Here is a 16,325-nt window from a genome sequence, read left to right as displayed (position 1 = left end):
GATCCTCGCGCGCCGACCAGTAGCTTCGCCCCCTTAAAAGTGCAGATCGATATAATCCGTCAGATCATCGCACCATTCGAACTCGCGCATGCGGTAATAGGGGCGGTTCTGGGTGATGGCGAAGCGCCATTCCTTGTCCTTCACGCAGGATCGCCCAGCATCAGGCGTGTCGGTGATGCTGATGCGGCCGACGAAGATGAAATAGTCGCTGCCGATCTCGGTGATCCTGCCGTCGAGTTCCAGCCGGCCCGGGCCGCCCTTCGCCACCTGCGAACCGCGCAAGGTCCAGCCCTTGCTGTCGGCGCGGACGCGAGCGGTGCCGCGCGTGTTCCAGTCTATCCATTGCAGCGTCAGCCCCTTGTTGGCGAGCAGTCGCTGCGCCGCCTTGCGATCGAGCACGCGGGTGCCGCCCGAGGCGGGGACCGGGGCGCCGCCGACCACGGGATTGTCCGCCGCCGGAGCGGAAGCCGCGGGGAGAAGCAGGGTCGCGCACAGAGTGGCAAAGGTCAGGCGGACATGCATGCGTACGAATACCTCCGGCAGGCGTCAGGTTACAGGCCGGGGCCCATCTAGAGTGCCCCCGCCCGCCGCTTCAAGTTCGATCGGAAAGTGGCGGCGCCTACAGCCGAGTTTCGGGGACATAATATGAAACAGGATGCAGGCGCAGCCCGTCGACGGTGCCCACGGAGCCAATCCCCCGCCCCGGGCGTTCCCATCCCGAAACGAACGGCTTGCCAGCCGCCCGCCGCTTGCGCATCGCAGCGGCGATGCGGCCGGCGGGTCGCAGCGGCGACGAGCAGGGTGGACAGACGGATGACGATTTCCCGGCAGCGGGTAGAAAATGGCGGGCTGGTCGTGGTGCTGATGCTCGTCACGATCGGGCTGATCCTGATCGTGTCGGGCTTCATCGGCGCGCTGTTCTGGGCGGCGCTCGCGGCGCTGCTGTTCCAGCCCCTCTTCCAGCGCCTGCTGGAACGCTGGCCGGGGCGGCGCAATGCCGCGGCAGCGGTAACGATGCTGATCATCACCTTCGCGGTCGTCATCCCGGCGCTGACCATCGCCAGCCTCGTCGTCGAGCAGGCGGCCGGCGTCTACAACCAGATCCGTACCGGGCAGATCGACTTCGCCCATTATTTCGAGCAGATCCACGATGCCCTGCCGCAGCGCGTGCAGCATGTCGTCGACAATTCCGGGTTCGACAGCTTCGAACAGGCGCAGCGGCGGCTGAGCCAGCTGGTCAGCGCCAGCGCCAGCACCTTGGCGCAGCGTGCGCTTTCGATCGGCGCCAATGCCGCGGCCTTCCTGCTGGTGTTCGGCGTCGCGCTCTACGTCACCTTCTTCCTGCTGCGCGACGGTGAGCAGATCGGCCCCGCGATCGTGCGCGCGCTGCCGCTGGAGCGCGGCGTGGCGGCGCGGCTGACCGACAAGTTCGTTGCGGTGGTGCGCGCGACGGTGAAGGGATCGGGCGTGGTCGCGGTGGCGCAGGGCGCGCTGGGGGCGATCACCTTCGCGATCGTCGGCGTGCCCGCGGCGCTGCTGTGGGGCCTGCTGATGGCCATCGCGGCGCTGCTGCCCGCGGTCGGCCCCGCGATCATCTGGGCGCCGGTCGCGGTCTATCTCTTCGCGATCGGCGACATCTGGCAGGCGATCGTCGTGATCCTTTCGGGCGTGCTGGTGATCGGCCTTGCCGACAATATCCTGCGCCCGATCCTCGTCGGCCGCGACACCGGCATCCCCGACTGGCTGGTGCTGGTGACCACGCTCGGCGGCATCGACCTGATCGGCCTCAGCGGCATCGTCGTGGGTCCGCTGGCCGGCGCGCTGTTCATCACCGCATGGCAGATATTGGCCGAGCAGCGCGATGCTGCGGAGGCGCATGCGGATGGTGTGGAGGATGCGCCGCCGGGATAGGCTCCTCCGCCGTTCGTCCCGAGCGCAGTCGAGGGACGAGTCACGCGAAAGCCGCTTCAAACGATTGCGCAGGTTTCGCCGTCCTTCGACTGCGCTCGGGACGAACGGTGAGGTAGGCCATCACGTCCGACGGTCAGGTGGGCATCACCCCCGCATGCGATGGTGAGGGCAATAACGCCCCCCTCAGTTCGTCCCCATCGCCGCGATCGCCGCCGGGGCCTTGTCCAGCCCCAGTGCCGCCGCCTGTTGCAACAGTGCGCGGGCTTTGGGGCGGTCGGTGGTGCCGCCCTCGCCGCGTAGCAGCATCGCCGCCAGGTTGAACATGCCGTCGGCATCGCCGCGCTGGGCGCCCTGTTCGAACCAGCGCCGCGCCGCGTGATGATCGCGCGGCACCTGTTCACCGCGATAGAAATAGGTGCCCATCGCCACCATCGCGGCGCCATCGCCGGCCAGCGCCGCCGCCTTGTAGAGCGTGATCGCGCGTTCGGGGTTGGCGGGCATGCCTTCCCCCAGATCCTGTGCGCGGGCGAGCGCATAGAGTGCGCCGGGATGGTTGTGGCGGGCCGCCGCGCGATACCAGGCCAAAGCCTCGTCGCGGTCGGGCTTCACGCCGTCATCCCCCGTCCACAGGATCGCGGCCAGCGCATATTGCGCGGCGGGCAGGTCGAGCCCGGCCGCCTTGCGGTACCAGCTGACCGCCTTCGCCGGGTTGCGCGCGGCGCCGATGCCGTCGAAATACATGTCGCCCACCAGCTTGGCGGCGGGCACATGCCCCACATCGGATGCGCGCGCGAACCAGCGCCGCGCCTCCTCCGCATCTTTCGGCAGCCCGTGCAGCCCATTGGCGTAGAGATTGCCGAGGATCACCGCCGCCTCGCCGACCGCGGTGTTGAGCGCGGGCTCGGCGGGGTCGAACACCGGGGTTTCGATGATCGGGTTGAACGGCGCCTCAGCCGCCTTCTTCAGCCATTTCACCGCGCGCGCGGGGTCGCGATCCTTGCCGAAGCCGGCGAGTTCGAGCTTGCCGATGAACAAGGCCGCCTCGTCCCCGCCCTCACGCAGTTGCAGCTTGTCCGCCGCGCGGTGGAAGTAAGCGAGCGCCTCGGCATAGCGCCCCTGATCGAACAGCAGGAACGCCACCGGCAGCGCGTTATCCCGCCGCACCACGGTTTCGCGTCCGCCGAAATTGGCGCCGGGCCCCGGCGTCGGCCCGCCATAGAGCGCGCCCGATCCGGCGCGAGCGCGCAGTTCGGATGCCATGCGCGATCCCAGCACGCCGCCACGGCTGCCGCCCGGCGCGTAGGCATCGAGGCAGGCGGCCAGGCTCGCCGCGCGATTGCTCTGCAGGTTGGCGGGCGCCACGCCCTCCTCCACCGGCAGATCGCCCGCGCCGACATCGCTGCCGCTGGGCTGCAGCCCTTCATGGATGATGTCGGGCACCGCGAAGCGCGAACGCCCCACCTCCGGCAGCGGCGATCCGGCCGGCACTGCGGGTGCCGCGGCATAGTCCGGATTGCGCGGCAGCCGCGTCGGCACGAAGATCGCCGGCCCCAGCACGCCGCGCTCCGCCGCCGTCGCCGAGACCGCGGCGAAATGCGGGTTGCGCACCAGCGCCTGGCAGGTCGCCCAGCGCGGCGCCTCCGCCCGCGGCATGCGCCGGCCGTCGACGGTGATCGCGCGACCATCGGTGTTGATCGGCCGGCCATCGCCGTTCACCGGCAGGTCGGGCTGCGCGGCTGCGGGTGCTGCCGCCGCCGCGATCAAGATCAGTGGCAGGGAAAGGCTGAGCAAGGTCGCACGGCCCGTCGATACCATCGGTCATCCTCCTCCACACCAACCCCGGCCCGCTTCACTGGCTCTGCCGCGATGCTATCAACGATTCTCTCGACAGCAAATATGCTTTGCCGCCAACAAGAAGAGGCGACGTTCTGCTGAACGGATGTTTGCGATACTTGCCGGTGCAAGCAAGTGCGATCGGCGCTGCATCACCTTGCAGAACCCCGCCCGTACCCCGCGGTGCCCGACACCCCCTACCCTTGCTCCGCCAAACCCCGCATAGTCCCGCGCATGGACAATCGCGCGGGCGAAATGCTGGTGTTCGTTCGGGTGGTGGAAGCGGGCAGCTTTTCCGAAGCGGCGCGGCTGTTGATGATGACGCCCTCCACCGTCTCCAAGCTGATCGCGCGGCTGGAATCGCGGCTGGGCGTGCGGCTCGTCGAGCGGTCGACGCGGCGGCTGGCGCTCACCGGTGAGGGACAATTTTATTATGAGCGCAGCCAGGCGCTGCTCGCCCAGATCGACGAGACCGAACAGCTCATCGTGCAGGATCGCGCCGCGCCCGAGGGGCTGATCCGGGTGACATCCTCCGTCACCTTCGGCACCGCCGCGCTCGAACCGCTGCTGCCTGCCTTCTGGGAAGCCTTCCCGAACATCAGCATCGATCTCTCGCTGTCCGACGATGTCGTCGATCTCTATCTGGAACGCACCGATGTCGCGATCCGGGTCGGCGCGCTGCCCGATTCCAACCTGATGGCACGCCGCATCGGCGAGACGCAGCGGCGGATCGTCGCCGCGCCCGCCTATCTCGCGCGCCACGGCGTGCCGCAGACGCCCGAGGATCTGGTCGGCCACAACTGCCTGGGATTCAATTTCCGCCGCACCAACCCGGTCTGGCCGATGCGCGAGGGCGGGCGGATCGTGGAGCGGATGCTGAGTGGATCGCTGCTGGCCAACAATGGCGACACGCTGCGGCGGATGGCGATCGCCGGCGTCGGCATCGCGCGCATCGCCGACTATCATGTCCGCGGCCCGATCGCGCGCGGCGAACTCGTCGAACTGCTCCCCGACAGTGCGATCGCCGAGAGCGACGAGATCCACGCGCTGTTCCGCGGCGCCCGCTTCCTGCCCGCGCGCGTCCGCGCCTTCCTGGATTTCACCGTGCCGCGCCTCCAGCGCTTCCTCGCGGAAGGCTGAAGACGCGGCGCGCTCGGGTTTACCCCTCGATCGGCAGCGGCGCCGCGGGGTTCACCAGCCGCTCTACGCGAAGGTCGCGCCAGAAGCCGGCGGGGATCACCTCGTTCAGCGCGGCGCTATCCTCGGCGATGCGACCGGGCCGGCTGGCGCCCGGGATCACCGCCGCCACCGCCGGGTTGGCGAGCGCGAACTGCAGCCCCGCGGCCTTCATGCTGATGCCGTGGCGGTCGGCGATCGCCTTGATCCTCGCCACCTTGTCGAGGATCGCCGGCGTCGCCGGGGCATATTCGAAGTTCGGCCCACCCACGAGCGCGCCCGAGCTGTAGGGCCCGCCGACGACGATGCCGAGGCCGCGTTCGGCCACCTTGGGCATCACCCGCTGCAGCGCGCGATCATGATCGAGCAAGGTGTAGCGGCCCGCGAGCAGGAAGCCGTCCGGCCGCGGCCCTTCGAGGTCGAGCAGCAGTTCGATCGGCTCAACACGGTTGACGCCCAGCCCCCATGCCTTGATCACGCCCTCGTCGCGCAGCCGGTCGAGCGCCTTGAACGCGCCGTTGCGCGCGCTTTCGAAGATCGACAGCCACTCGTCGCCATAGAAATCCTGCGCCACGTCATGCACCCAGGCGATCTCGATGCGATCGGTGTCGAGGCGCTTCAGGCTGTCCTCGATCGAGCGCAGCGTGGCATCTTCGGAATAATCGTTCACGATCCGGTTGGGGCGGCCATATTTGAAGACCTCGCCCTTCTCGCCGAGATCGCGCGCGCTGACATCCTCCACCTCGTCGAGGATCAGGCGGCCCACCTTGGTGCTGATGACATAGTCGTCGCGCGGCCGGCCCGCGAGCGCTTCGCCCATGCGGATCTCGGCAAGGCCGGCGCCATAGAAGGGGGCGTTGTCGTAATAGCGGATGCCGTCGTTCCACGCCGCATCCACCGTCGCCAGCGCCTCCGCCTCGGGGATGTCGCGAAACATGTTGCCCAGCGGCGCAGCGCCGAAGCCCAGCCGGCTGGGGAGAATATCCTTGAGAGCCATGGGTCGATTCCTTCCAATCGGATTCGCCGACGTCCTTTTCTACGCCGGCCACGAGGAAAGAATAAGCCTTCCGCAGCGCCGCAGTAGCGGGCGCAGCTTCGCATCAGTTTGGAAATGAATTCATGAACAAGCCCTCTCCCGCACTTCGCGGGAGAGGGCTAAAAATCCTAGCCCTGCATCTCTTCCAACTCGCGACCCCGCGTCTCCGTCACCATCGCGCGAACGAAGAAGAAGGAGATCGCCGCGAACAACGCATAGCCGGTGTAGGTGATCGCGAGGCCGGGCGAGACCACCAGCGACGGGAAGCTCACCGAGATCGCCGCATTGGCGATCCACTGCGCAAAGCCCGCCACCGCCAGGCCGGAGCCGCGGATCTGGTTGGGGAACATCTCGCCGAGCATGACCCACATGATCGGGCCCCAGCTCATGTTGAAGAAGACGACGTAGAGATTGGCGGCGACCAGCGCGATCACGCCATTGTTGCCCGGCAGGGTCACGCCGCCATCCGCCGCGGGGATCGCGGTGGAGAAGGCATAGGCGACCACCGCCAGGGTCACCGCCATGCCCGCCGAACCCATCAGCAGCAGCGGCTTGCGGCCGATGCGGTCGACCAGGGTCATCGTCGCTAGGCAGGCGCCGATCGAGAGCACGCCCGAAAGGATGTTGGTCTGCAGCGCATAATCCTCGGAAAAGCCGACGGCTTCCCACAAGGTGGCGCCATAATAGAAGACGACGTTGATGCCGACGAGCTGCTGGAAGATGGCGAGGCCAAGACCGGTCCACACGATCGGGCGGATGCGGCCGCTGGCCTTGTCGACCAGGTCGGACAGCTTGGGGCGGTGATGGTCGGCGGCGAGCGACGCGCGGATCTCGCTGACCTTGCGGTCCGCCTCGGCGGCGCCGAACAGGCGGGTCAGCACCGCGCGGGCCTGTTCCTCATGGCCCTTCACCACCAGGTAGCGCGGGCTTTCGGGGATCACGAACAGCGCGACCAGATAGATCGCCGCCGGAATCGCCTGCAGCCAGAACATCCAGCGCCATGCCGGGAAGCCCATCCAGAATTCCGCGGTGGAGCCGCCAGCATAGCGGGCGAGCGCGAAATTGGCGACGAATGCCCCGGTCAGGCCGGTGATGATCATCACCTGCTGGATGCTCGAAAGCCGCCCGCGGATCGCCGCCGGCGTCACTTCGGAAATATAGACCGGGGAGATCACGCTGGCGGCACCCACGCCCAGGCCGCCGATGATGCGGGCGATGATGAACACTGCGGAGGAATCGGCGGCGCCCGCCAGGAGTGCGCTGACGAGGAACAGTACTGCCGCCAGCATCATCACGCCGCGACGGCCGATCCGGTCGGCGAGCCGGCCTGCGCCGAACGCGCCGATCGACGAGCCGACGAGGATCGCGCCGACATTGATGCCGATGCCCAGCTTGCCCAGATCGAACGCGCTCTCCAGCCCCTTCTGGGTGCCGTTGATCACGCCCGAATCATAGCCGAACATGAAACCGCCGATCGTCGCCACGGCGACGATGGCGGCAATAAATGCCATGTTGACCTTGGCCGCCTCGGGCCCCGCCGTCGTCGCCATCCTCTACTACCCTTCCCTTTCTTATATCTGGTTCAGCCCGCGGTTCAGAGATCGGCCGGCGTGACCGGCAGCCCGGCAACGCCGGGGTCGAACGCGAACAGATTGCCCGCCTCCGGCTGCGCGGCCAGCGCCGCTTCGTCCAGCCCGGCGCGCGCGCTGGTGGCATAAGCGGTGCGCAGGTCCGGGCCGCCGAACGCGATCTTGGTGATGTTGGACGCGGGCAGCTTCTGCGTGCTCACCAGCGTGCCGGCTGGATCGTAGCGCCGCACGCACCAGCCGCCCCACAGCGCCACCCACAAATGACCTTCCGCATCGATCACCGAACCGTCGGGATGGCCATCCTTCTGGTCGATCACGATATGCTTCACCGGCGTGCCCAGCACGCCGTCGTCCGCCACCGGCACGCGCCAGATCACACCACCGACCGTATCGGTGTGGTAGAGCGTCGAACCGTCGGCGCTTACCGCGGGGCCGTTGGTGATCGGCACCGGCGGCAGGCCGGTATCGGCGCAGACGCCCTTGATGCAGCCGAACAGATGGCCGGTCACCGCGCCTTCGCCATCGTCCATGCTGCCGAACCACAGCCGGCCCAGCGAATCGGTGGTGGCGTCGTTCAGCCGGTTGTTGGGCCGGGTCGGTTCGGGCTTGTGGAGCAGCGCGAAGCTGCCGGTTTCGGGATCGAAGCGGTGCAGGCCGGTCTTGAGCCCGACGATCAGCCCGGTCTTCGACGGCAGCACCCAGCCGACCTGCGCCGGCGCATCCCAGCGCTTCGCCTCACCCGTCGCCGGATCGAAGCGGTGGATGTGCTGCTTCTTGATGTCGACGAACCAGAGCGCGTCCTCGATCCAGACGGGTCCCTCGCCCAGCGTCGCTTCGACCTTCAGAACCCGTTCCGCGCTCATGCTATCTCCATCCTGCATCGACGAAATAATCGTGTCCGGTGCACATACGCGCATCGTCCGAGGCGAGGAACAGGGCAAGTGCGGCGACGTCCGCCGGCTGGATGCGCCCATCCAGGCATTGCGCCGCAACGATCTCCGCTTCGCCCTCGGGGGTGTACCAGCGTTCCTGCCGGGGCGTCTGGACGTTGCCGGGCACGATCGTCGTCACGCGGATGCCCGCGCGGCCCAGATCGCGCGCCATGCTGCGCGTCATCCCCTCGATAGCCGCCTTGGCGGTCTGGTAGAGGACGAGTTCGGGAAGCCCCAGATGCCAGCTGATCGACCCGAAATTGATGATCACGCCGCCGCCCGCCGCGCGCATCGCCGGCACCACCGCCTGCGCCGCGAAGAACAGATGGCGCAGGTTGGTCGCCATCCGGTCGTCCCAATATTCGGGTGTGACCGATTCGAAGCTGTGGCGATCGTCGTTGGCGGCGTTGTTGATCAGCACGTCGATGCCGCCCAACTCGCCCGAGAACGCCTCGATCGATGCGTTCAGCGCAGTCAGGTCGCGCAGGTCGCAGGGGAGGAACAAGGGGGTTTCCAGCCGCGCCGCCAGCGCCTCGCCCGAAGCCTGGTCGATATCGACGAAGGCGACGCGCGCGCCCTGTTCCGCGAACGCCTCGACCAGCCCGGCGCCGATGCCGGAGGCACCGCCCGTCACCAGCACCCGCTTGCCGGCGAGGCTGGGATAGAGCGCGCGCGTGCGCTGCGAGGCTTCCACCGCCCCCATCGCCGTCACTTCGTGCCCCCGATCAGCCCGCGCGCGGCGAGGTTGGCGAACAGGCCGCCGATGCCCAACGTCCAGGCCGGCGCATCCGCCGAATAGACCACGCGGTTGACCAGCCGGCCGAGCCGGTCGCTTTCGATGCTGACGATGTCGCCGACCTTGTGGGTGAAGCCGCGGCCGGGCTCGTCACGATCCTGCACCGGCGCGAACAAGGTGCCGAGCAGCAGCAGGAAGCCGTCAGGATAATGATGCTCGCTCAACGTCTGGTGGACGAGGTCGAGCGGATCGCGGCTGATCTCGGCCATATTGCTGATGCCGTCGAGCACATAGCCATCCTCGCCCTCGATGCGCAGCCGCACCTCGGCGCCGCGGACATCGTCGATCGAAAAGCCGTCATCGAACAGCCGCACCAGCGGCCCCAGCGCGCAGGAGGCGTTGTTGTCCTTCGCCTTGCCGAGCAGCAGCGCGGAGCGGCCCTCGAAGTCGCGCAGGTTGACGTCATTGCCCAATGTCGCGCCGACCGCCTTGCCATGGCTGTTCACCAGCAGCGCGACTTCGGGCTCGGGATTGTTCCAGGTCGAGTCGGAGCGGATGCCGATCTCGGCCCCCGCCCCCACCGTGGAGAGCACGGGCGACTTGGTGAACACTTCCGCATCGGGGCCGATCGCGACCTCCAGATATTGCGACCAGAGCCCGTCCTCGATCAGCGCCGCCTTCAGCTCGGCCGCATCGGGCGTGCCTGGCACCACCGCGCGGATCGAGCCGCCGACGCGGCTTTCCAGCCGCTCGCGGATCGCCGACGCCGCGGACCAGTCGCCGCGCGCGCGTTCCTCGATGACGCGCTCGATCGCCGAGACCGCGAAGGTCACGCCGCACGCCTTGACGCATTGCAGGTCGACGGGGCTGAGCAGGTCGACCGCGCTCGGATCGAAGCGGCCGAGCACGGTGCCGCCGGCGCCGGAAAAGTCGCCGGCCTCGACCAAGGCCGAAACCGTGGGCGCCACGCGCGCCATATCGATCAGTTCGCCACCGATCACGAGCACCGGAGTCGGGCCTTCGGGGGTCGCTATGCGCCCGAGAAAAATGCCTGATTCCCAGTCCACAGGCAGGATCGACGCTGATGCGCCGCTTTCGCCGGTCATGTCCCCTCCGCTCGACGCTCGTTGATAGCGCTACCAACGATATATGCGCTATTCTGTCAAGCGCGAACGGTTCCGGCTAGTACCGGCCGCCCGCGAAACGAAAAATATTCGCAAGCTGCTTTCACCAGGGAGAATGACCATGTCCAAGACCAGCATCGGCCGCGACACCCGGCTGTGCATGTCGCTCGCCGCCCGCCCTGGCACCTTCGGCTCGCGTTTCCACAACCATCTCTACGAGCAGCTCGGGCTGGACTATGTCTACAAGGCCTTCACCACCCGCGATCTCGCCGCCGCCATCGCCGGCATCCGCGCGCTCGACATCCGCGGCTGCGCGGTCTCGATGCCCTACAAGGAACGCGTGATCCCGATGCTCGACGGGCTGGAGCCGTCGGCGGCGGTGATCGAGAGCGTCAACACCATCGTCAATGAGGATGGCCGGCTGACCGGCTACAACACCGATTATACCGCGGTCAGAACCTTGCTTGAGGGCGCCAGGCTCGATCGTGCGGCGCCGTTCCAGCTCCGCGGCAGCGGCGGCATGGCGAAGGCGGTCGCGGCGGCGCTGCGCGACGCCGGCTTTGGCGAAGGCACAATCGTTGCCCGCAACGCCGCAGTCGGCGGCGCGCTGGCGCAAGCCTATGGCTTCGCCTGGCGCGCAATGCCCGAGGAAGCGGGAAACGCCGCGCTGCTGATCAACGCGACCCCGCTCGGCATGGCCGGCGGCGATGCCCACGCGCTGGCCTTTTCGGAAGGCGCGATCGCCGCGGCGGCAGCGGTGTTCGACGTGGTCGCGATGCCCGCGGAAACCCCGCTGCTGAAGGCGGCGCGGGCGGCGGGCAAGGTGACGATCTCCGGCGCAGAGGTGGCGGCGCTGCAGGCGCTGGACCAGTTCGTGCTGTATACGGGGGTGCGGCCGAGCGCGGCGCAGGTGGAAGCGGCAGCGACATTCGCGCGGGGGTAGCGAGCGTGCCCTCCCGCTTGCAGAAGGGAGTATGGTGCAGCGCATATCCCACCCTCCGTTCGTCCCGAGCGCAGTCGAGGGACGAGGGGGCACGCGCCGAAATCTCAAACTATCTTCGTGTGACTCGTCCCTCGACTACGCTCGGGACGAACGGAGGAAGAGGAATCCAAGACCGCGACTGGGAGGAAAGAGAACGGGACGGGGGAGAACCCGCCACACTTGTGGTTGCGACCCTGGCCGGGCCCTCCCCCTTACCCCTCCCGCAAGCGCGGAAGGGGAGTTCGGTCACTCACCCCGCCGCCGCATATTCCGGCGTCCACATCATCGCCGCGATCCGGCCGCGCCAGTCGTCGGTCTCCACCGTCGCCAGCCCGTCCGCCACCGCCTGCTGTGCAACCGCGGTCGCCACCGTCAGCGCCACGTCGCGCAGCGCGGTCACCGGCGGCAGCAGCGCGGCGGCGCCGTCCGCCGCCTCCGCCAGCGCGCGGGCGGAGGCCATGAACATCGCGTCGCTCACGCCGCGCGCGCCCGCTGCCAGCGCACCGAGCGCGACGCCGGGGAAGATGTAGACGTTGTTGACCTGCGTGACCGGGGTCAGCGCGGCCTTGACCGGCGGGAAGGGGCTGCCGGTGCCGATGATCGCGCGGCCGTCGGTCCATTCGGTCAGCATGTCGGGGCGGGCCTCGGCATGGCTCGCGGGGTTGGAAAGCGGGAAGATGATCGGCCGTTCCACCGCCGCCGCCATCGCCCGCACCGCATCCTCGTTGAACGCGCCGGACTGGCCGGAGACGCCGATCAGCACCGTCGGCGCCACCCGGGCGATAATCGTCGCGAGATCCGCATCGGCGAGATCGTCCGCCTCGCCCGCCGGCCGCGCGAAGCGGCGCGCGGCCTCGCTGACCTGGTTGGCGCCCTCGCGAATCAGCCCGTCGCGGTCGATTGCCCAGATCGCCGCACGCGCCGCCGCTTCGTCCAGCCCCTCGGCGCGCAGCGCCGCGATCAGCAGCGATCCGATGCCGGTGCCCGCCGCCCCCGCGCCGAACAGCAATATGCGCTGCGCCGACAACGGCCGCCCGGTGCGCCGCATCGCGCTCAGCAAGGTGCCCACCGCCACCGCCGCGGTGCCCTGGATATCGTCGTTGAAGCTCAGAAACTGGTCGCGGTGGCGATCGAGCAGCCGCGCCGCGTTGGCGCCGGCGAAATCCTCCCACTGCAGCAGCGCGCCCGGCCAGCGCTCCGCCACCGCCGCCACGAATTCATCGACGAACGCGTCATAATCGGGCCCGCGCACCCGCTCGTGCCGCCAGCCGATATAGAGCGGATCGTCGCGCAGCCGGGCATTGTCGGTGCCGACATCGAGCAGGATCGGCAGCAATTCACCCGGATGGAAGCCGCCGCACGCGGTGTAGAGCGCCAGCTTGCCGATCGGGATGCCCATGCCGCCCGCGCCCTGATCGCCCAGCCCCAGGATGCGCTCGCCATCGCTGACCACGATCGCGCGCACGCGGTCATAGGCGGGATCCGCCAGCATCTCCTTGATGCGATGGCGGTTCGGATAGCTCAGGAACAACCCGCGCGGCCGCCGCCAGATCTCGGAGAAGCGCTGGCACCCCTCGCCCACCGTGGGCGTGTAGACGATGGGAAGCAGCGCCTCGATATTGTTCGCGACCAGCGCGTGGAACAGGATCTCGTTGCTGTCCTGCAGGTCGCGCAGGAAGGAGTAACGCTGGAAATTGTCAGGCAGCGCGCCCAGCGCGCGCCAGCGCCGGTCCATCTGCGATTCCAGCGTGCCGACATGCGGTGGCAGCAGCCCGTGCAGACGGAACCGGTCGCGCTCCTCCTCGGTGAAGGCGGTGCCTTTATTGGTCAGGGGATCGGACAGCAGTTCGCGCGCGCGGGACAAATCGGGGGGCCTCCTGCAGAAAGCGTTAGAATCGAAAACTGAGCCAGCCGGCGGCGAAGGCGGAATCCCTCAGACCGGCGCGACGCAGCACGGTATCCGCGCGCAGATACTCCAGGCGCATGGTAGCGCTCAACCTCGGAGAGATGGACCAGACGAGTTGCGCCCGCGCCACCTCGGCCACCTTGCTGCCGGGCACGAGCTGCGTGCCGGGCAACGCGGTGCCGTTGGCTCGGTAGACCGCGTCATTCTGGTTGGCCCGCCAGGTCCATTGATACTCCACCGTCGCGCGCAGGCGCTTGACCGGCTGGAAGGTGAAATTGGGGGCGATCGCCTTCAGGTTGGTCGGGGTCAGGAACAGCGCATAGCTGTAATAGATGTTGTTGCCGAAGGGCGAGAACGCCGCCTTCAGCTTGCCCTGCCCGTCCGCACCGCCCCCGCCGCTGGCATAATCGGCGTGGAAGCCGATGCGCGGCGCAGTCGAGGCCGCGCCCAGGCGATAGGTCTGCGCCATCAACACCTGGGTCGCGTCGATCTCGCGCCCGTCGAAATCGCCGCCCTGATGGTTCACCGTCCAGTCGATCGTCAGCCGGCCGACATCACCCCACAGCCGCGCGCCGACATAATTGCGCTCCTCGCGCGCGGTGGTCGCCCCCCAGGTCGCCGCGTCGGTGCGCAGTCGCCAGACGAACGGATCGAAATAGAGCTTGGAGCCGCCGAGCCAGTCGCGCGGGATGACCACGCCGGCGGTAACGCCGGAGAAGCGCCGGCCATCGTCGACCTTGTCGTCGCCGGTGCCGCCATCGCCGAAGCGCGTCAGCTTGAAATCGAACGCGTCGAGCCGCAGCGCCTTGCCGCGTACCCAGCCGCGCGCACCGTTCAGCACGAAGCGGATCGCGTTGTTGTCGCGCTGCGAGACCAGCAGGTTGGGACCGTCGGTGAACTCCTGCCGGCCGTAACGCCCGCCGATGGTGAGCCCGCCGACCTCGCCATTCAGTTCGGCGAAGCTCTGCTGAACGATCAGGTCGTTGCGCAATGTCGCCGCGGGCGTGCCGAGGTTGCGCCCGTCCAGCCCGCCATGCGCGATCTCGCCATAGAAGCGCAGATGCTTGCCGACATGCACGTCCGCCCCGCCGACGAGGCGTAGGATATCCTGCCGCTGATGCGGCGCCTTGCGCAGCCCGGGGTTGGTGGTGAGGTTCACCCGCAGCCGCGCCTCGCCGCTCAAGGTGACATAGACGTCGCCATCATCGTCGAGGGGCAGATATTTCAGGCGGTCGAGGAAATCGTCGCGTTTCGCGGGGTCGCGATACTTGGTCCAGTCCTCGGCCCAGCGCGACAGATTGTAGCCGGCGCTGGTGTTGCCGTCCCCCGCCGCCTCGGCGGGATAGGATGTGGCGATCGGCGTCGCCGGCTCCCGCGTCTGCCCGCTTTCCGATGGCGGGATGCCGGCATCGGCGCTGCGCGCGAGCACGACGATCGGCGATTCGGCGCTGCGGGCGATCACCGCCTGCGCGGCGGAGGGCTGGGTCGCTGCCAGTAAGGCCAGCGGCGACAGGGCGGCGGTTCCGGCTGCTGCGCGCAGCCGGCGAACGGTCTTCGACATATGCGAAAACTCCGTTTGGTCAGCGCCGGATCAGGCGTGGACGGCGACGGGGGCAGGCGCACCCGACAGCGTCTTTGCGAGCTGCGCCCGGTCGAGCGTGCCCTCCCAGCGCGAGACGACGACCGTCGCCACCGCATTGCCGATGAAGTTGGTGAGGCTGCGGCACTCGCTCATGAAGCGGTCGACGCCCAGGATCAGCGCGATGCCCGCGACCGGCACCGTCGGCACGATCGACAGCGTCGCGGCCAAGGTGATGAACCCCGCGCCGGTCACGCCCGCGGCACCCTTCGACGAGAGCATCGCGACGCCGAGCAGCAACACCTGCTGGCCAATCGTCAGTTCCACCCCGGTCGCCTGCGCGATGAACAGGGCGGCCAGCGTCATGTAGATGTTGGTGCCGTCGAGGTTGAACGAATAGCCCGCGGGCACGACGAGGCCGACCACCGACTTGGGGCAGCCGGCGCGCTCCATCTTCTCGATGAGCGCAGGCAGCGCGCTTTCGGAGGAAGAGGTGCCGAGCACCAGCAGCAGCTCCGCCTTCAGATAGGCGATCAGCTTCAGGATCGAGAAGCCGCAGGCCTTCGCCACGCCGCCCAGGATGACGAGCACGAACAGCAGCGAGGTGAGGTAGAAGGTGCCGACCAGCGCCGCGAGGTTGGCGAGGCTGCCGACGCCATATTTGCCGATCGTGAAGGCCATCGCGCCGAACGCGCCGATCGGCGCCGCCTTCATGACGATCGCGACCATGCGGAACACCGCCGCCGACACATCCTCGAGCAGGCCGAGCACGCGGTCGCCCCGCTCCCCGCTCATCGCCAGCGCGATGCCGAACAGGATGGCGACGAACAGGACCTGCAATATGTTGCCGTCGGTCAGCGACGACACCATCGTGTCGGGAATGATGCCGGTCAGGAAGCCGGTGAGCGTGGTGGCGTGCGCCTTGTCCGCATAGTCGCTGACCTTGCTCGCATCGAGCGTGGCGGGATCGATGTTGAGCCCCGCGCCCGGCTGCACGACATTGGCGACGACCATGCCGATGATCAGCGCAAGGGTGGAAAAGAACAGGAAATAGGCGAAGGCCTTGCCGGCGACGCGGCCAACCGCCTTCAAATCGCGCATCCCGGCGATGCCGGTGACGATGGTGAGGAAGATCACCGGCGCGATCACCATCTTCACCAGCTTGATGAAGGCATCGCCCAGCGGCTTCAGCGCCGCGCCGAGATCCGGCCAGAAATGCCCCAGCAGCACGCCGGCGACGATCGCGACCAGCACCTGCACATAGAGATGGGCATACCAGGGCCGCGGCTTGGGCGGCGTTGACGGCGTGATCGATCCGGTTGCTACGAGCATCTGAGCGCCTTTCATCCTCTGTCCGCCAGCGTCTCCCGGCGGTTGCGGCAAGCATCGGCGAACCCGGCGTGCGGCCAAAGAGCCGCTATGCATCATGCCGAAACCGAGGATTTTCAGCGCTTTGGTTGCGCTCGCGATGATCCGGGCGGGTAGATTTCCACACGGCAATTGGACACACCGTGCAGATTT

Annotated in this window: 13 protein-coding genes; 3 read left to right on the top strand and 10 right to left on the bottom strand. The window is 68.1% G+C overall.

Going from position 1 to position 16,325, the window contains the following annotated elements; genetic code table 11:
- Positions 1-33: 33 nt before the first annotated feature.
- On the bottom strand, positions 34-522 hold the full coding sequence (locus tag FHS96_RS00135) for a hypothetical protein (protein ID WP_429587139.1): 489 nt from the start codon (positions 520-522) through the stop codon (positions 34-36).
- A 291-nt stretch (positions 523-813) separates the two neighbouring features.
- On the opposite strand from FHS96_RS00135, the gene FHS96_RS00130 reads away from it, so the two are divergent.
- Positions 814-1,911, top strand: coding sequence for an AI-2E family transporter (locus tag FHS96_RS00130; protein WP_429587138.1), 1,098 nt, complete (start codon positions 814-816; stop codon positions 1,909-1,911).
- Positions 1,912-2,094: 183 nt separating this feature from the next.
- Here the strand turns inward: FHS96_RS00130 and FHS96_RS00125 are convergent, their stop codons facing one another.
- Positions 2,095-3,726 (bottom strand): tetratricopeptide repeat protein, encoded by a 1,632-nt coding sequence (locus tag FHS96_RS00125; protein WP_429587137.1) that lies wholly within the window; start codon positions 3,724-3,726, stop codon positions 2,095-2,097.
- A gap of 252 nt (positions 3,727-3,978) precedes the next feature.
- Here FHS96_RS00125 and FHS96_RS00120 point away from each other — a divergent pair, with 252 nt between their 5' ends.
- The gene (locus FHS96_RS00120; RefSeq protein WP_429587136.1) at positions 3,979-4,884 is read left to right on the top strand and encodes a LysR family transcriptional regulator; all 906 of its coding nucleotides are present in this window, start codon (positions 3,979-3,981) and stop codon (positions 4,882-4,884) included.
- 19 nt (positions 4,885-4,903) lie between these two features.
- On the opposite strand, the gene FHS96_RS00115 is transcribed toward FHS96_RS00120, so the two are convergent.
- The 5 genes from FHS96_RS00115 to FHS96_RS00095 form a co-directional block, all read right to left on the bottom strand.
- Complete coding sequence (locus FHS96_RS00115; RefSeq protein ID WP_429587135.1) at positions 4,904-5,917, bottom strand: aldo/keto reductase; 1,014 nt, start codon at positions 5,915-5,917, stop codon at positions 4,904-4,906.
- A gap of 167 nt (positions 5,918-6,084) precedes the next feature.
- The gene (locus FHS96_RS00110; protein ID WP_429587134.1) at positions 6,085-7,506 is read right to left on the bottom strand and encodes a sugar porter family MFS transporter; all 1,422 of its coding nucleotides are present in this window, start codon (positions 7,504-7,506) and stop codon (positions 6,085-6,087) included.
- 44 nt (positions 7,507-7,550) lie between these two features.
- A complete protein-coding gene (locus tag FHS96_RS00105; protein WP_429587133.1) occupies positions 7,551-8,408 on the bottom strand; it encodes an SMP-30/gluconolactonase/LRE family protein in 858 nt (285 codons plus the stop codon).
- 1 nt (position 8,409) lies between these two features.
- Positions 8,410-9,180, bottom strand: coding sequence for a D-xylose 1-dehydrogenase (xylB, locus tag FHS96_RS00100; RefSeq protein WP_429589556.1), 771 nt, complete (start codon positions 9,178-9,180; stop codon positions 8,410-8,412).
- A 5-nt stretch (positions 9,181-9,185) separates the two neighbouring features.
- On the bottom strand, positions 9,186-10,319 hold the full coding sequence (locus FHS96_RS00095; protein ID WP_429587132.1) for a fumarylacetoacetate hydrolase family protein: 1,134 nt from the start codon (positions 10,317-10,319) through the stop codon (positions 9,186-9,188).
- 139 nt (positions 10,320-10,458) lie between these two features.
- On the opposite strand from FHS96_RS00095, the gene FHS96_RS00090 reads away from it, so the two are divergent.
- Entirely contained in the window at positions 10,459-11,280 is an 822-nt protein-coding gene (locus FHS96_RS00090) for a shikimate 5-dehydrogenase (protein WP_429587131.1), read from the top strand.
- Positions 11,281-11,569: 289 nt separating this feature from the next.
- On the opposite strand, the gene FHS96_RS00085 is transcribed toward FHS96_RS00090, so the two are convergent.
- The 3 genes from FHS96_RS00085 to FHS96_RS00075 are packed head-to-tail and all read right to left on the bottom strand — an operon-like array spanning position 11,570 to position 16,136.
- On the bottom strand, positions 11,570-13,183 hold the full coding sequence (locus FHS96_RS00085) for an NAD-dependent malic enzyme (protein ID WP_429587130.1): 1,614 nt from the start codon (positions 13,181-13,183) through the stop codon (positions 11,570-11,572).
- 25 nt (positions 13,184-13,208) lie between these two features.
- Positions 13,209-14,786, bottom strand: a complete 1,578-nt coding sequence (locus FHS96_RS00080; RefSeq protein WP_429587129.1) for an alginate export family protein — start codon at positions 14,784-14,786, stop codon at positions 13,209-13,211.
- A gap of 30 nt (positions 14,787-14,816) precedes the next feature.
- Positions 14,817-16,136, bottom strand: coding sequence for a dicarboxylate/amino acid:cation symporter (locus FHS96_RS00075; RefSeq protein WP_429587127.1), 1,320 nt, complete (start codon positions 16,134-16,136; stop codon positions 14,817-14,819).
- Positions 16,137-16,325: the final 189 nt, after the last annotated feature.

Source organism: Sphingomonas zeicaulis (assembly GCF_050433225.1).
Lineage (GTDB): Bacteria > Pseudomonadota > Alphaproteobacteria > Sphingomonadales > Sphingomonadaceae > Sphingomonas_D > Sphingomonas_D zeicaulis.
This window is presented reverse-complemented; position numbering and strand designations above follow the sequence as displayed.

Excerpts from the sequence above, each read along its gene's own strand:
- FHS96_RS00135 (WP_429587139.1), bottom strand. The coding sequence starts at position 522 with ATGCATGTCCGCCTGACCTTTGCCACTCTGTGCGCGACCCTGCTTCTC.
- FHS96_RS00130 (WP_429587138.1), top strand. The coding sequence starts at position 814 with ATGACGATTTCCCGGCAGCGGGTAGAAAATGGCGGGCTGGTCGTGGTG.
- FHS96_RS00125 (WP_429587137.1), bottom strand. The coding sequence starts at position 3,726 with ATGGTATCGACGGGCCGTGCGACCTTGCTCAGCCTTTCCCTGCCACTG.
- FHS96_RS00120 (WP_429587136.1), top strand. The coding sequence starts at position 3,979 with ATGGACAATCGCGCGGGCGAAATGCTGGTGTTCGTTCGGGTGGTGGAA.
- FHS96_RS00115 (WP_429587135.1), bottom strand. The coding sequence starts at position 5,917 with ATGGCTCTCAAGGATATTCTCCCCAGCCGGCTGGGCTTCGGCGCTGCG.
- FHS96_RS00110 (WP_429587134.1), bottom strand. The coding sequence starts at position 7,506 with ATGGCGACGACGGCGGGGCCCGAGGCGGCCAAGGTCAACATGGCATTT.
- FHS96_RS00105 (WP_429587133.1), bottom strand. The coding sequence starts at position 8,408 with ATGAGCGCGGAACGGGTTCTGAAGGTCGAAGCGACGCTGGGCGAGGGA.
- xylB (WP_429589556.1), bottom strand. The coding sequence starts at position 9,180 with ATGGGGGCGGTGGAAGCCTCGCAGCGCACGCGCGCGCTCTATCCCAGC.
- FHS96_RS00095 (WP_429587132.1), bottom strand. The coding sequence starts at position 10,319 with ATGACCGGCGAAAGCGGCGCATCAGCGTCGATCCTGCCTGTGGACTGG.
- FHS96_RS00090 (WP_429587131.1), top strand. The coding sequence starts at position 10,459 with ATGTCCAAGACCAGCATCGGCCGCGACACCCGGCTGTGCATGTCGCTC.
- FHS96_RS00080 (WP_429587129.1), bottom strand. The coding sequence starts at position 14,786 with ATGTCGAAGACCGTTCGCCGGCTGCGCGCAGCAGCCGGAACCGCCGCC.
- FHS96_RS00075 (WP_429587127.1), bottom strand. The coding sequence starts at position 16,136 with ATGCTCGTAGCAACCGGATCGATCACGCCGTCAACGCCGCCCAAGCCG.